Raw genomic sequence first — 13,553 nt, forward strand, 5'->3', positions numbered from 1 at the left:
AAATTTAAAAGAGAAAAATGAAATTATTTGGATTCTAAATAGAGTTTAGAGTAATTCCATTCCACTTTTCCAAACATTAAACCCTCAAATCTCAAAACCCTACCTCACAAAACGGTAGGTAACTTTTAATAAAAAAGTGTTTTCTTTTCGCTGACTAAAAACTTGGTTGCTGAGTGAAGTTGATAAACTTGCATCTGGATTTTCGTTTCCAACAACTCCTTGAGCCCACACTAAAAAGATTTCAGACCCAGGAATGTATTCCCATCTTGCAACTAAATTTGAGCGGAACTGTGCGAAAGAAAAATCAGGTTTATTAAACTGATAATCAATCGTATTATCACTATTCTCATCAATAGTATAAACGTTTGCTCTAGTTGAAATTTGATTGGTATCATAAATCGTTACACGATCTGTAAAACGATCAGCTGCTGCAGTATTCACAAATTTAAACTCTGAATAACGTCCTCTTGAAATAAATGGTTGACCATAAAACTGAATAGACATATTAGGATTTATACTATACGTAAAACGAAGGGTAGTAGAAAATTCATCGTTATTGATGTTTCCTAAAATATATCTTTTATCATTTCCAAAATCAAGGCTTGTAACGTATTGCGCGCGGTCCTGTGTCAATTCTAATTGATTTTCCAAAGAAATATTTAATGCATCTGTAGGTTGGTAATTGAATCCTATTGAATATCGTTGTCTTTTAAACACATTTTCATCAGCATCAACAAATGTAAACCCCATGCTATAGCTAAATATTTTACTTCTATCAGAACCAAAAGAACCAAATACATACCTGTTGTTTGCTGTTCTCCATCTTGGACCACCTCTTAAAAATGCGTTAGAATAGGAACGAAAACTTGTTCCTAAACCAAGATTGGTGGTTGCGTTATTGGCCCAATTAATATTTCCTTCTCCTTCAAAACGAATTCTGTTTAGATTTTTTTGAAAGTCATATTCTGTAACTTGTGAGGCTTCTATTGATGCATTCCTATACGTTTTTGTAGGAACTTGCCATAAATATCTCAAATTTGCAAACTGAATCATTTGATCCGTATTTCTTAAAAATCCAACATCATTTAGTTCTAATTCAGGCGAACGCCAAATAAATCCACCATTATAACGCCAATTTCCTCCTCCAGCCTTCCCCAATTCAATTCTCCCTCCTGTTCCTGTTAATGATGTTCTTGTTGGATCAACATTTACGTGAGTTGCATCTGTTCTTTGAAATAAACGTGTTATAGAACGTTGTGTATTTTCAATCGCTTCAGCACTTCCTAAAACGTGACTCATAATGACATTACCATCTAAAAAATACTCTCTATTTTTCCAATTGTGCTGAAAATCGATTCCTCCTGAATAAGCAGCCTTGTGCAATTCGTTAAAATTACCATTCAAATTACGATTTGTAGCTGTAAAAATTCCTCCAATAAATGAGTTTCTCTCGTTAAAATCTTTTTGAGCTCTACCTACAAAATAATTGGTTAAAGGCTCAACAATTTCTTGTCTAGTGTTGCCATTTGTTTGTTTAATTTCGGCAAATTCATTGGCTGTTACACTTTCTAAAATACCAATTGACCAACCATTTTTTGTTTTTCCCGAAAACTTTGCAGCTCCTAAAATAGCCGAATTTAAAGGCTCATCTGCAAATTCACCAGAAGATAAATTAGCACTTCTATGCGGATTTCTTCCAATTCGTCTGCTATAAAAGAGGTTGTCACTCCCATTGGCAAACTGAAAATCAAAAATGTTTTTATTTTCTACAAAAAAAGGTCTTTGTTCTCTAAAAAATAATTGAAAACCATCCAAAGCAATGGCTCCAGGATCTGCTTCAACTTGTCCAAAATCAGGATTGATTGTCAAATCGAGTGTTAAATCATTGGTGACACCAATTTTAGCATCCAAACCAATATTGGCTTTAAAATCGCTTCCATCTCTGTAAGGATTGTTTCCTTCTTTTGGATACGAATCATATTGCAATAATGTAAAAGGCTGAATTTCAAGTTGTTTTTGAGAAGGCAGATCTATTAAACCATGCAACTCACCTGCTTCACTAATAAAACCTGCTTGATCATTTGGAATTCGTTGCCATAAAGAACGTTCGTTTAATCTGAAAATATTTCTGTTAATATTAAATCCCCAAACTTGTTCTTTTGATTTTCCAAAACGCAATTGGCTAAAAGGAATTTTCATTTCTGCAGTCCAGCCTTTATCATCAACCTTAGCATCTGTATACCAAACTGGATTCCAACTTTCATCCCAACTTTGTCCATTTTGCGTCGCAATTTCCTCGCCTTTAACTCCAGCAGCAGTTGTTGTAAAAACAAAAGCGGTTCGTTTGTCGTGATAACTATCAATAATTACATTGACTCTATCACCTGCAAAACCATCACGCCTACTTAATCTTTTTTGAATTAAATCTGGTTCATCATCTAACGCTTTAATTGCGATATATAAATATTTTGAGTCATAAATAACTTTAAATAAGGTTTGATATGTTGGAGGCGTTCCTTCATCTGGTTCTTTTTCAGTAAATTCTGATGACCATTCCACTACATTCCATGCTTCATCAGTAACATCACCATCAATGATGGGTGTTTTTGTGAGTTTTTTTGTAGTGTAAACTCTCTTTGGAATTTTATTCGTTAAAACTTCTTGTGAAAAAGAAACTGTTGAACAAAAAAGAAACACTAGAAGGTAGTTAAAGACAAATTTCATTTTAAAATTTGATTGAATTAAAAAAGCTATAAAAAGCATTAAAATGAATGGCAAAAATACCTTTCTATTTTCTTAACTATATGTTAATTTAAATGAAAATTAAAAGGTTTTTATTCGGAATAATTTACAAATCTCATAAAAATTATATGAATTAAGAGTATTTTATTTTAAATATCTTAAAAAATAAGTTAACAATTTTGCAATAATCAAAAGCTTTTTATTTCAAAAATCTTAACAATTTTATGAAAAATTAAGAATACATTAAAGAAAATCAATATCGTTTTTCAAAGAACAAGTAGCCAATCGTTTTTCTTAAAATTAATCAATTATTTTTTATGTAAAGTACTATTTGTCAATCAAATAAAAAGCAGTACATTTGCACTCCTTTTTTAAGGAAAAAAATAAATTATTAATTGAACAAAAACTAAAAGTGTAATTATGAACACATTAAGTTACAAAACAGTATCAGCAAACAGCGCTACCGTTAACAAGGAGTGGGTTTTGGTTGATGCGGACGGTCAATCGTTGGGTCGTCTTGCTTCTAAAGTAGCAAAGCTAATTAGAGGTAAATATAAGCCAAATTTTACTCCTCACGTAGATTGTGGAGACAATGTGGTGGTTATCAACGCAGAAAAAATTAATTTAACAGGAAAAAAGTGGGCTGATAAAACCTACATTCACCACACTGGTTATCCTGGAGGACAAAGATCGTTAACTGCAACAGAAATGTTTGACAAAGATCCAACAAGATTGATTGAAAAAGCAGTGAAAGGTATGTTACCAAAAAACACATTAGGTGCAGCTTTGTTTAGAAACTTGTATGTATATGCAGGAACTGAACACAAACAAGCAGGTCAAACACCTAAAGCTATTAACCTTAACGATTACAAATAATGGAAACTGTACACAAGATAGGTAGAAGAAAAACAGCTGTAGCGCGTGTTTATCTTTCAGATGGTGATGGTACAATTACCATCAACAAAAGAGAATTTAAAAATTACTTTACAACTGCTTCTTTGCAATATAAAGTGCAACAGCCTTTAATGCTTACCGAAAATGTATCTTCTTACAATATCAAAGTAAGTGTTTATGGTGGTGGAGTTACTGGTCAAGCTGAAGCAATTCGTTTGGCAATTACAAGAGCTTTAGTAGCAATTGATGTTGAAAACAAAGCAGTTTTAAAACCAGAAGGCTTATTAACTCGTGATCCACGAATGGTAGAGCGTAAGAAATTTGGTCAGAAAAAAGCTCGTAAAAGATTCCAGTTCTCTAAACGTTAATATTTTGGAGAAGAGAAACAAGAATAAAGAATCAGGACAACAAGTCTTTCCTCTTTTCTCATTGTTTTCTTTTCTTATTTATCGTTTTGAGACTGTTATTAAAAAAACAAATAACGGTTTAGTATCTAAATATATAAGACTCGAAAAGACTACTTATATATTGATTTAAAAAAACAGAAAGTAAACACATTTATAAAAAATGGCAAAAGTAAACATTCAAGAATTATTAGATAGTGGTGTACATTTTGGACACCTTACTAGAAAATGGAACCCAAACATGGCTCCATATATTTATACAGAAAGAAATGGTGTTCACATCATTGATTTGTATAAAACAGCTGCTAAAATAGAAGAAACTTCAGAAGCTTTGAAAAAAATCGCAAACTCTGGACGTAAAGTTTTATTCGTAGCTACCAAAAAACAAGCTAAAGACGTTGTTGCTGAAAAAGCAAAAGCTGTTGGGATGCCTTACATCACTGAAAGATGGCCAGGTGGAATGCTAACTAATTTTGTAACTATCAGAAAAGCTGTTAAAAAAATGGCTTCTATTGATAGAATGAAAACAGATGGCTCTTTCGATGCTTTATCTAAAAGAGAAAAATTACAAATTAACCGTCAAAGAGAAAAATTAGAAAAAAACTTAGGTTCTATTGCTGATATGACTCGTTTGCCAGGAGCTATTTTTGTAGTTGACATCAAAAAAGAACACATCGCAATTGCTGAAGCTCAAAATTTGAACATTCCAATTTTTGCAATGGTTGATACAAACTCTGACCCAAGATTGGTTGATTTTGTTATCCCTTCAAATGATGATGCTTCAAAATCTATTGACAAAGTATTGTCTTACATCACTAATGCAATCGCAGAAGGTTTATCAGACAGAAAAGCTGATAAAGATAAAGGCAAAGACGATCAAGAAGAAGAAGAAGTAGAAATCGTAACAAAAAAAGTTATCGAAATTTCTGACGAAGAGTAAATTTAATTTAATACTAAAAAAAATAGATCATGGAAACAGTAAATGTAAGTGCTGCTGATGTTAAAAATTTGAGAGAAGCCACTGGAGCTGGAATGATGGACTGTAAAAAGGCATTAGTAGAAGCTGGTGGAGACTTTGACAAAGCAATTGATATTTTACGCAAAAAAGGTCAAAAAATTGCTGCAAACAGAGCAGATAGAGAATCTACTGAAGGTGTAGCAGTGACTAAAATCAACGATGACAAAACTATAGGTGTTGCAATCGTTTTGGCTTGTGAAACTGATTTTGTTGGAAAAAATGAAAAATTTGTTGCATTGGGTGAAGAATTCGCTGCAATTGCTATCAATCATGACACAAAAGAATCTTTCTTAGCTGCTGATTTTGGTGGAATTACAGTTGCTGATAAATTAGTTGAACAAACTGGTGTTATTGGTGAAAAGTTAGACATCACTGCTTTCGAAAAAATTGAAGCTGCTTATGTAGGTGCTTACACTCACATTGGAAAAATTGCTGCTTTAGTTGGATTGTCTGCTCCTGTAAAAAATGCTGATATTTTAACGAAAGATGTAGCAATGCAAGTTGCTTCTATGGGTGCTAAAACGTTGTCTTACAAAGACTTTGATCCAGCATTCGTAGCTGCAGAAACTGAAGCAAGAATCGCAGTTATTGAGAAAGAAAATATTGAATTCGCAAGATTAGGAAAAACATTGAAAAATGTTCCTAAATACATTTCAATGTCTCAGTTAACTCCTGAAATCTTAGCGGAAGCTGAAGCAACTGCAAAAGCGGAATTGGCTGCTGAAGGAAAACCAGAAAAAATCTGGGATAAAATTTTACCAGGAAAAATGGAGCGTTTTATTTCTGACAACACTACTTTAGATTTAGAATTGTGTTTGTTAGACCAAGCTTTTATCAAAGATGATAAGAAAAATGTTGCTTCATATGTTAAAACTTATGGAGACGTTGAAGTAACTGGATTTAAAAGAGTAACTTTAGGATAACATTTTTTGTTAGTTCACATAAACCTCGTTCAAAAGACGAGGTTTTTTTATTGATATTTTTCTAGCAATTCTAAAAAAACCTTTCTGTCAATTTCTCTAGCGCCCAAACTATCCAAATGTTTGTTGTACACTTGACAGTCTATCAAAGCATATTTGTTGCTTGTTACCAAATGTATAAAAGCTGCTTTTGACGCATTTGAAACGCAACTAAACATACTTTCTCCGCAAAAGATTTCGTTCATTTCCATGCCATATAAGCCTCCAACTAATTGATTATCAAGCCAAACTTCTATAGATTTAGCTACACCTATTTTATGAAGATGGATGTAAGCTTGTTCCATTTCATCTGTTATCCAAGTGCCCAATTCATCCTTTCTACGAATCATCTTGCATTGACGAATTACTTCTTCAAAAGCCCTATTTTCTGTGATGTGAAATTGATTTTTTTGAATGACTTTTTTCATTGATTTTGAGATGTTCAATTCATCAGGAAACAACACCATTCGCTTTTTTGGACAATACCAAACAATAGGATCTCCTTCTGAAAACCAAGGAAAAATGCCCTTTTTGTATGCAAAAATCAAACGCTCCACTGACAAATCTCCACCCAACGCAATAATGCCTTCTCTGGAAGTGTTTTCATACGGAGGAAATGCTATTTTTTCGGTTAACCACATCATTTTTCAAAGGTACAAATTATGAAAATTGAAAAAATAGGGAAGTCATAAATTTTGAAATTTTAAAAAAGCGTTAATCTTTCAAATGATTGCGATTAGCACAAAGATTGTGAGTACTTTTGTGTTCCTTTTTAAAATTTTTTTTAAACCATCTATGAAATATCTAAAAAAGAAAAAAACAAATTCACATCGTGCAAAGCTAATGCACCATTACTTTCATAGAACTGGATTTTATTTGTTTGTTTGGACGAGTTTAAAAAAAGCATTTTTACCAATAGTAGGAGTTGTTTTACTAGTTTTCTTGGTCAATAAATATATTTTCAATATCAATGAAGCTTTGCAACACATGACCGAAACTTTTTCTAGAATCGGAATTTTAATCACTTTTTTTATTTCAGAAACGTTGTTGGGATTGGTTCCGCCAGAAATATTTATTGCTTGGACGAAAAAGACAGAAACACCAATTTTGAATTTATTTTTCTTGGCAGCTTTGTCATATTTAGGCGGTTTGATTTCCTATTTTTTAGGAAAATTAACACTTAAAATTGATTCATTAAGAGATTATTTAGAAGTAAAAATGGAAAAAAATTTGAAAAATTCCAGAAAATGGGGAGGTATCTTAATTTTAGTTGGCGCGTTACTACCATTGCCTTTTTCAATTGCTTGTATGACTGCAGGAATGATTAAATATCCTTTTAAAAATGTTGCTTTTTATGGATTATTTAGATTTGCTCGTTTTGCCATTTATGCTTGGGCAATATTTCAAGTTGTTCACTAAAAAATTGTATTTTTGACGCTATGGGATTATCAAACAACGACATTTTTAAAAAACTAAGAGTTGCGCACAAATTGCGTGATTCAGATATTATTGACATCTGTGCTTTGGTCGATTTTAAAGTGGCAAAGGGAGAAATTGGTGCCATTTTCAGGAATGAAGACCATCCAAAATATGTGGAATGTGGAGACCAATTTTTAAGAAATTTCCTCAATGGATTGATTATTCATTTGAGAGGTCCAATGCCTAAAAAAGACGCATAAAATAGATTTTTAGAAAGCTTATATTTATAAAAATAAAAAAAGAGAGTCATTTTTAACTCTCTTTTTTGTATTCTTTTCTCTAATTTCTAAAAATTAAAAAGGCAAATCATCTTCAGGCTCTTCTTGAGTGAAATTAGTTGCTGCTTTTTGAAACTGATCAACAGGAGGTAAATTTTGTGTATTTGAAGAAGCTTGAGCCAAACTCTCTATTCTCCAACCATTGATAGAATTAAAATATTTTGCTTCACCTTGTGGATTGATCCATTCTCTACCACGTAAATTGATAGAAACTTTAACATCTTGCCCCACTTTATAATTGTTCAATAAATCTACTTTGTCTTGTAGAAATTCAACCATAATCATTTGTGGATATTGCTCATCTGTAGTGACCACCAATTCTCTTTTTCTAAATCCAGCAGAACCAAACGTTTGAACGTCTCCTATCAATTTTATATTTCCAATAACTTCCATACTATTTTTTAATTTAACAAAAGTACGTTCCAAGCACTTTCAATTTGATTATTTTTTAAAAACTCTTTCGCAAAAATATGTTTTTTTATGGTTTCTAGCCCAATAAATTGCGGATGTTCTTTTCCAAAGTTATCAACAGTTTCTTTTGATGGCAATTCTGAGACATTTCCTAGCATTCCTAAATCATTCCCAGATAAAATTTCGCTATTTCTAATCGCTAAAGGAATTTGATCAATTCCAATTCCAAGTGAGGAAAGTGGTTTTGGAATTTCAAAAAAACCATCTCTTGCACGTGAGTAAAAATTACCTCCTGCTCTGGCAACCAAATCTATTTTATATTGGTCAATTTCGCCATTTTCATCCAAAACACTTTCAGAAATATGCATTTTTACCACTTCGCAAATAATCAAATTTCCTGCACCTCCTTCATCACCCGTAATAATAACTTCCTTCACTTTGCATTCAAATTGAACAGGAGATTCTGCCACTCTAAATGGTTTGATTTCCTCTGATTTCAACATGGTGAAACCTGCTTTTACAAATTCGTTCACTCCTTTTGGATATTCAGTACTACTCAATGACATTTGTTGAACAATATCGTAATTCACCACATTTATAACCACTTCTTTGTTGATCATAACATTATCTAACGTGTGTTTTGTGGTATTTCCTCTCACTCTTCTTGCAGGAGAAAAAATCAATGTTGGAGGATTTGAACCAAAGACATTGAAAAAACTAAAAGGAGATAAATTAGGATTTCCCTCTTCGTCAATGGTACTAGCAAACGCAATAGGTCTTGGCGCAATGGCTCCTAAAAGGTAGGAATGTAATTTTCCAGTGGAAATTTCATGGGGAGTAATTGTAAGCATGACATATTTTTTTTTATGCCATAAAGATACTATCAAATCTTTACATGAGTTATATCAAGAAAACTTTATATTTGTTTTAATGAATATTTTGAACCAACCACTTTTATTTAAACGAATTAGCATCATTGTTTCGTTTGTGATTGTCTCCTTGATTTTATGGAATACGTACACTTTTTTCCAAAAATTCAAACAAGAAGAGCGTATAAAAATGGAAATTTTGGCAGAAGCCCAAAAAGAATTGTCCACAGCAGATTTGAACTCAAACATTGCATTACCTGATAAAATAATTACAACCAATAATAGCATTCCCATGATTTTGGTAGATGATAAAGACGAAATCATTTATGCTAATAATTTGGATTCAATAAAATCATTAAATCCCTTGTATTTGAGAGAACAACTGGCGATTATGAAAAAAGAAAACAAGCCAATTGAAATCAGTTATGATGGAAAAAACAAGCAATATATTTACTATCGAGATTCAGATTTGCTAAAAAAATTGACCTATTATCCATTGGCATTAATCCTAATTTTAGTGCTGTTTTTATCCGTTATTTATCTTTTTTATAGTTCCAATAAAGCTGCTGAAACCAATAAATTATGGACAGGAATGGCCAAAGAAACAGCACATCAAATTGGCACACCTTTGTCATCATTATTGGGTTGGATTGCCATTTTGAAAGCCGAAAAAGTAGATGAAACTTATATAGACGAAATAGAAAAAGATGTTCACAGATTGAATATCATTGCCAATCGATTTTCAAAAATTGGTTCCATTCCAGAATTACAAAAAAGAGATGTTGTGTTGATCACAAAAAAAGCATTTGATTATTTACAATCACGAAGTTCTCAGCAAATTTCCTTTTCTTTTTCTACGTCAGAAACCGAAATTAAAACGCTTTTAAACGAAGAACTTTTTGGCTGGGTAATAGAAAATCTGATAAAAAATGCCATTGATGCCATGCTTGGAAAGGGCGAAGTTTCATTAGTCATAGAAAATTCAGCAAAAAATGTTAGAATATTAATTTCTGATACAGGAAAAGGAATGCCCAAAAAACTGTTCAACCAAATTTTTAAACCAGGATTTACCACCAAAAAAAGAGGTTGGGGTTTAGGATTATCCCTTTCTAAACGAATTGTAGAAGAATATCACAAAGGAAAAATTTTCGTGCAAAAATCGGAACTTGGAAAAGGCACTACTTTTGAGATTTTAGTTCCCAAAATTAGCTGAAATAGAGTTGGCTAAATCTTCAAATTCCTCTTTTGTTACACTAATTTTTCGTTGAAATTGCATATCAGCCATTTCATTAATTGGAATCAAATGCACATGAACATGTGGAACTTCCAGACCAATAACAGTCATTCCAATTCGTTTACAATTCAGTGTTTTTTCCAATGCTTTTGCAACGTTATATGAAAAATCCATCAAGGCACTATATTCCTCTTTTGACAAATCAAAAAGCTTATTTTCTTCTTTTTTTGGAACCACCAACGTATGTCCTTTTGCATTGGGATTGATGTCTAAAAAAGCAATAAACTGGTCGTTTTCTGCTACTTTATAACTTGGGATTTCTCCTGTAATAATTTTAGTAAAAATGCTCATTGTTCGTTTGTAGAATTAAGTCTTGAATTTTAAACTTTGAATTTTGAACTCTTTTATCTTGAAATTTCCAAAATCTCAAACTTCATAATGCCATTTGGGACTTTAATTTCTGCTATATCACCAACTTCTTTTCCTAATAATCCTTGTCCAATGGGCGATTTTACGGATAGTTTTCCATTGCGAACATCCGTCTCAGAATCAGCAACTAAAGTGTACACAAATTCCATTTTATTGGCAGTGTTTTTGATTTTCACTATGGAGTGAATCAATATTTTTGAAGTGTCTAATTGACTTTCATCCAAAATTCGAGCATTGGAAATGACATTTTTTAGTTTGGCGATTTTCGTTTCTAAATGCGACTGTTCTTCTTTTGCAGCATGGTATTCTGCATTTTCACTTAAATCTCCTTTATCTCTTGCATCTGCGATTTCTTGAGTAACTCTTGGGCGCTCAACTTGCTCTAGATACAACAATTCATCTTTCAATTTCTTTAATCCTTCTGGCGAATAATACGATATGTTGCTCATGTTTCTAAAATTTAAAAATCCCATTACCTTATTGGGAATGAGATTGTGAAACAAATATACAAAATATTTGTAACTTGGCATCGTTTTGTAATTACAGTCTTGAAAAATGATTCGAAAAATAACACTGCTTTTTAGTTTTTTATTGATGATAAACTGCTCAGATACAGCAAATTTGCAAAATTGTATCCGAACGTTGCCTTTAAATATTTTAAGAGATTTGAACAATCCTGAACTCATCAATGTGCAAACTCCAGGTGGATTTGCAGAAATTGTGGGTGGAAATAAAGGCATTTTACTGTTCAATAAAAACGGAACTGAATTTGTAGCTTTTGACAAAATGTGCCCTGTAAATGATTGCACTTCGCCAATGATTTTTGAAAATAGAAAGTTAAAATGCTCCTGTGATAACAGTGAATATAGCGTTGATTTTGGAGGAGCCCCTCAAACCAATGGTTTTGAATGTCCAGCTATAGAATATCGCGTTGTGAAAAATGGCAGTACACTTCAAATCAGTAGTTTTAACTAGTTTCTTAGCGAGAAGATGTTTATTTTTGCTGAAATTCAACACACTTACAATTGAAAAATTATTTCTCATCCAACTTTACTTTAGGCGTTCTTGGTGGAGGTCAATTAGGAAAAATGTTATTGGCGGAAACGCACAAATTTGATATCAATACTGCCATTTTAGATAGTAGTAAAAATGCTCCTTGTGCTGAAATTTGCAATCGATTTGAAATTGGGAATTTACTAGATTATGATGCAGTTTACAACTTCGGAAAATCAGTTGATTTACTGACCATCGAAATCGAAAATGTAAATATTGATGCTTTAGAACAATTGGAAAAAGAAGGATTACCAATTTTTCCAAAACCCGAAAACTTGCGAGTTATTCAAAGTAAAGCGCGTCAAAAACATTTTTATATTGATCATCAAATCCCAACAGCACCTTTTTCTCATTATGCCTATTTAGAAGAAATAAAACATGCTATTGAAAATGATGCTTTAGATTTTCCATTTGTTTGGAAATCTGCACGTTTTGGCTATGATGGAAATGGCGTGAAAATTGTGCGAAGTTTTGCTGATTTGGAAAGTTTACCAAATGTAGAATGCATCACTGAGCAACTGATTCCTTTCAAAAATGAATTGGCAGTCATTGTCGCCAGAAATAAAAATGGCGAAACAACTACCTATCCAGTTGTAGAAATGGAATTTCATCCGGAAGCAAATCAAGTAGAATATGTAATTTGTCCTGCAAGAATTGGAGAATCAGTGGCAAAAAAAGCGAAAGAAGTAGCTCTAAAAGTAGTCAATGAATTGGATTTTATTGGATTGTTGGCCGTTGAAATGTTTCAAACAATCAATGACGAAATATTGGTAAATGAAGTTGCTCCAAGACCTCATAATTCGGGTCATTATTCTATTGAAGCGAGTTTTACCAATCAATTTGAACAACATTTGCGCTCGATTTTAAATCTTCCTTTGGGAAATACAGAAAGTAAAGTTGCAGGAATTATGGTAAATTTGGTAGGTGAAGAAGGATTTTCAGGCGATGTTTATTATGAAAATATCGAAGAAGTGTTAAAGATTCCTGGTGTAACTCCTCACATTTACGGAAAAAAAGAAACAAGACCATTTCGCAAAATGGGACATGTTACGATTGTCAATAAAGACCTTGACAAAGCTAGAGAAATTGCCCAAAAAGTGAAAGAAACTATTAGAGTGATTAGTAAATGATGGAATCTAAATTCATAATTTTACATCTAATAAGAAATATGTAAAAAATGCATAATGCAAATTCAAATGAATAAATAGATTTTTTTTAATACTGAAAAATTAAGAATTATCAACCTAATAAACTAAAATCATGATAGGAATCATAATGGGAAGTGACTCTGATCTTCCAGTAATGCAAGATGCCATTGATGTCTTAGAAAGTTTTGACATTCCATTTGAAGTGGATATTGTATCTGCGCACAGAACTCCAGAAAAATTGTTCGATTACGCAAAAAATGCCCATATACGTGGCATAAAAGTGATTATTGCAGGTGCAGGAGGTGCAGCGCATTTACCAGGAATGGTAGCAAGTATGAGCCCTTTACCCGTAATTGGAGTGCCTGTAAAAAGTAGCAATTCTATTGATGGTTGGGATTCTGTGTTGTCTATTTTACAAATGCCTGGAGGCGTTCCTGTGGCAACTGTAGCGTTGAATGGCGCTAAAAATGCGGGTATTTTAGCAGCTCAAATTATTGGAGCATCTGACAAATGCGTTTTAGACAAAATTATTGCCTACAAAGAAGGTTTGAAAATGAAAGTGGAAGAAGCTTCAAAAAAGGTTCGAAATTCATAATTCAAAATTAACTCTGAACCTAGAATTTTAAACTTTGAAC

16 protein-coding genes are annotated in these 13,553 nt (G+C 32.5%); 10 read left to right on the top strand and 6 right to left on the bottom strand.

Annotated elements, in window-relative coordinates:
• Nucleotides 1–99: 99 nt before the first annotated feature.
• Nucleotides 100–2,724 (bottom strand): DUF5916 domain-containing protein, encoded by a 2,625-nt coding sequence (locus tag IU405_RS05275; RefSeq protein ID WP_197437567.1) that lies wholly within the window; start codon nt 2,722–2,724, stop codon nt 100–102.
• Between the two features lie 438 nt (nt 2,725–3,162).
• On the opposite strand from IU405_RS05275, the gene rplM reads away from it, so the two are divergent.
• From rplM to tsf, 4 genes are all read left to right on the top strand, one after another.
• Entirely contained in the window at nt 3,163–3,618 is a 456-nt protein-coding gene (gene rplM, locus IU405_RS05280; RefSeq protein ID WP_197437568.1) for a 50S ribosomal protein L13, read from the top strand.
• On the top strand, nt 3,618–4,004 hold the full coding sequence (gene rpsI / locus IU405_RS05285) for a 30S ribosomal protein S9 (protein WP_197437569.1): 387 nt from the start codon (nt 3,618–3,620) through the stop codon (nt 4,002–4,004). The genes rplM and rpsI overlap by 1 nt, the downstream gene beginning before the upstream one ends.
• Nucleotides 4,005–4,203: 199 nt before the next feature.
• Nucleotides 4,204–4,980, top strand: a complete 777-nt coding sequence (gene rpsB, locus IU405_RS05290) for a 30S ribosomal protein S2 (protein ID WP_197437570.1) — start codon at nt 4,204–4,206, stop codon at nt 4,978–4,980.
• 29 nt (nt 4,981–5,009) lie between these two features.
• Nucleotides 5,010–5,981 (top strand): translation elongation factor Ts, encoded by a 972-nt coding sequence (gene tsf / locus IU405_RS05295; protein ID WP_197437571.1) that lies wholly within the window; start codon nt 5,010–5,012, stop codon nt 5,979–5,981.
• A 47-nt stretch (nt 5,982–6,028) separates the two neighbouring features.
• Here the strand turns inward: tsf and aat are convergent, their stop codons facing one another.
• The gene (gene aat, locus IU405_RS05300) at nt 6,029–6,661 is read right to left on the bottom strand and encodes a leucyl/phenylalanyl-tRNA--protein transferase (RefSeq protein ID WP_197437572.1); all 633 of its coding nucleotides are present in this window, start codon (nt 6,659–6,661) and stop codon (nt 6,029–6,031) included.
• A gap of 199 nt (nt 6,662–6,860) precedes the next feature.
• Here aat and IU405_RS05305 point away from each other — a divergent pair, with 199 nt between their 5' ends.
• Complete coding sequence (locus IU405_RS05305; RefSeq protein WP_231749562.1) at nt 6,861–7,436, top strand: YqaA family protein; 576 nt, start codon at nt 6,861–6,863, stop codon at nt 7,434–7,436.
• 20 nt (nt 7,437–7,456) lie between these two features.
• Nucleotides 7,457–7,696, top strand: a complete 240-nt coding sequence (locus tag IU405_RS05310; protein ID WP_197437574.1) for a DUF1456 family protein — start codon at nt 7,457–7,459, stop codon at nt 7,694–7,696.
• Nucleotides 7,697–7,789: 93 nt separating this feature from the next.
• Here IU405_RS05310 and IU405_RS05315 read toward each other — a convergent pair whose 3' ends face one another.
• Nucleotides 7,790–8,167 (bottom strand): DUF3127 domain-containing protein, encoded by a 378-nt coding sequence (locus tag IU405_RS05315; RefSeq protein ID WP_197437606.1) that lies wholly within the window; start codon nt 8,165–8,167, stop codon nt 7,790–7,792.
• An 8-nt stretch (nt 8,168–8,175) separates the two neighbouring features.
• Complete coding sequence (locus IU405_RS05320) at nt 8,176–9,036, bottom strand: flavin reductase family protein (RefSeq protein WP_197437575.1); 861 nt, start codon at nt 9,034–9,036, stop codon at nt 8,176–8,178.
• A gap of 79 nt (nt 9,037–9,115) precedes the next feature.
• Between IU405_RS05320 and IU405_RS05325 the strand changes: the two genes are divergently transcribed.
• Nucleotides 9,116–10,267, top strand: coding sequence for a sensor histidine kinase (locus IU405_RS05325; RefSeq protein WP_197437576.1), 1,152 nt, complete (start codon nt 9,116–9,118; stop codon nt 10,265–10,267).
• Here the strand turns inward: IU405_RS05325 and IU405_RS05330 are convergent.
• The gene (locus IU405_RS05330) at nt 10,247–10,639 is read right to left on the bottom strand and encodes an HIT family protein (RefSeq protein WP_197437577.1); all 393 of its coding nucleotides are present in this window, start codon (nt 10,637–10,639) and stop codon (nt 10,247–10,249) included. The two genes, IU405_RS05325 and IU405_RS05330, sit on opposite strands and share 21 nt — an antisense overlap.
• Nucleotides 10,640–10,692: 53 nt before the next feature.
• Nucleotides 10,693–11,166, bottom strand: coding sequence for a transcription elongation factor GreA (gene greA, locus IU405_RS05335; RefSeq protein ID WP_197437578.1), 474 nt, complete (start codon nt 11,164–11,166; stop codon nt 10,693–10,695).
• A gap of 106 nt (nt 11,167–11,272) precedes the next feature.
• Here greA and IU405_RS05340 point away from each other — a divergent pair, with 106 nt between their 5' ends.
• From IU405_RS05340 to purE, 3 genes are all read left to right on the top strand, one after another.
• Nucleotides 11,273–11,692 (top strand): phosphoribosylaminoimidazole carboxylase, encoded by a 420-nt coding sequence (locus IU405_RS05340; protein ID WP_197437579.1) that lies wholly within the window; start codon nt 11,273–11,275, stop codon nt 11,690–11,692.
• Nucleotides 11,693–11,742: 50 nt separating this feature from the next.
• On the top strand, nt 11,743–12,900 hold the full coding sequence (locus IU405_RS05345; protein WP_197437580.1) for a 5-(carboxyamino)imidazole ribonucleotide synthase: 1,158 nt from the start codon (nt 11,743–11,745) through the stop codon (nt 12,898–12,900).
• Nucleotides 12,901–13,030: 130 nt separating this feature from the next.
• A complete protein-coding gene (gene purE, locus IU405_RS05350; RefSeq protein WP_197437581.1) occupies nt 13,031–13,513 on the top strand; it encodes a 5-(carboxyamino)imidazole ribonucleotide mutase in 483 nt (160 codons plus the stop codon).
• The last annotated feature ends 40 nt before the right edge of the window (nt 13,514–13,553 follow it).

It is taken from the genome of Polaribacter sp. BAL334 (genome assembly GCF_015767435.1).
Lineage (GTDB): Bacteria > Bacteroidota > Bacteroidia > Flavobacteriales > Flavobacteriaceae > Polaribacter.

What these genes read in the sequence shown, in the direction of transcription:
- tsf (WP_197437571.1), top strand. Translation starts at nt 5,010, where the DNA reads ATGGAAACAGTAAATGTAAGTGCTGCTGATGTTAAAAATTTGAGAGAA.
- greA (WP_197437578.1), bottom strand. Translation starts at nt 11,166, where the DNA reads ATGAGCAACATATCGTATTATTCGCCAGAAGGATTAAAGAAATTGAAA.
- rplM (WP_197437568.1), top strand. Translation starts at nt 3,163, where the DNA reads ATGAACACATTAAGTTACAAAACAGTATCAGCAAACAGCGCTACCGTT.
- IU405_RS05310 (WP_197437574.1), top strand. Translation starts at nt 7,457, where the DNA reads ATGGGATTATCAAACAACGACATTTTTAAAAAACTAAGAGTTGCGCAC.
- rpsI (WP_197437569.1), top strand. Translation starts at nt 3,618, where the DNA reads ATGGAAACTGTACACAAGATAGGTAGAAGAAAAACAGCTGTAGCGCGT.
- IU405_RS05340 (WP_197437579.1), top strand. Translation starts at nt 11,273, where the DNA reads ATGATTCGAAAAATAACACTGCTTTTTAGTTTTTTATTGATGATAAAC.
- IU405_RS05330 (WP_197437577.1), bottom strand. Translation starts at nt 10,639, where the DNA reads ATGAGCATTTTTACTAAAATTATTACAGGAGAAATCCCAAGTTATAAA.
- rpsB (WP_197437570.1), top strand. Translation starts at nt 4,204, where the DNA reads ATGGCAAAAGTAAACATTCAAGAATTATTAGATAGTGGTGTACATTTT.
- purE (WP_197437581.1), top strand. Translation starts at nt 13,031, where the DNA reads ATGATAGGAATCATAATGGGAAGTGACTCTGATCTTCCAGTAATGCAA.
- IU405_RS05305 (WP_231749562.1), top strand. Translation starts at nt 6,861, where the DNA reads ATGCACCATTACTTTCATAGAACTGGATTTTATTTGTTTGTTTGGACG.
- IU405_RS05320 (WP_197437575.1), bottom strand. Translation starts at nt 9,036, where the DNA reads ATGCTTACAATTACTCCCCATGAAATTTCCACTGGAAAATTACATTCC.
- aat (WP_197437572.1), bottom strand. Translation starts at nt 6,661, where the DNA reads ATGATGTGGTTAACCGAAAAAATAGCATTTCCTCCGTATGAAAACACT.
- IU405_RS05315 (WP_197437606.1), bottom strand. Translation starts at nt 8,167, where the DNA reads ATGGAAGTTATTGGAAATATAAAATTGATAGGAGACGTTCAAACGTTT.
- IU405_RS05325 (WP_197437576.1), top strand. Translation starts at nt 9,116, where the DNA reads ATGAATATTTTGAACCAACCACTTTTATTTAAACGAATTAGCATCATT.
- IU405_RS05275 (WP_197437567.1), bottom strand. Translation starts at nt 2,724, where the DNA reads ATGAAATTTGTCTTTAACTACCTTCTAGTGTTTCTTTTTTGTTCAACA.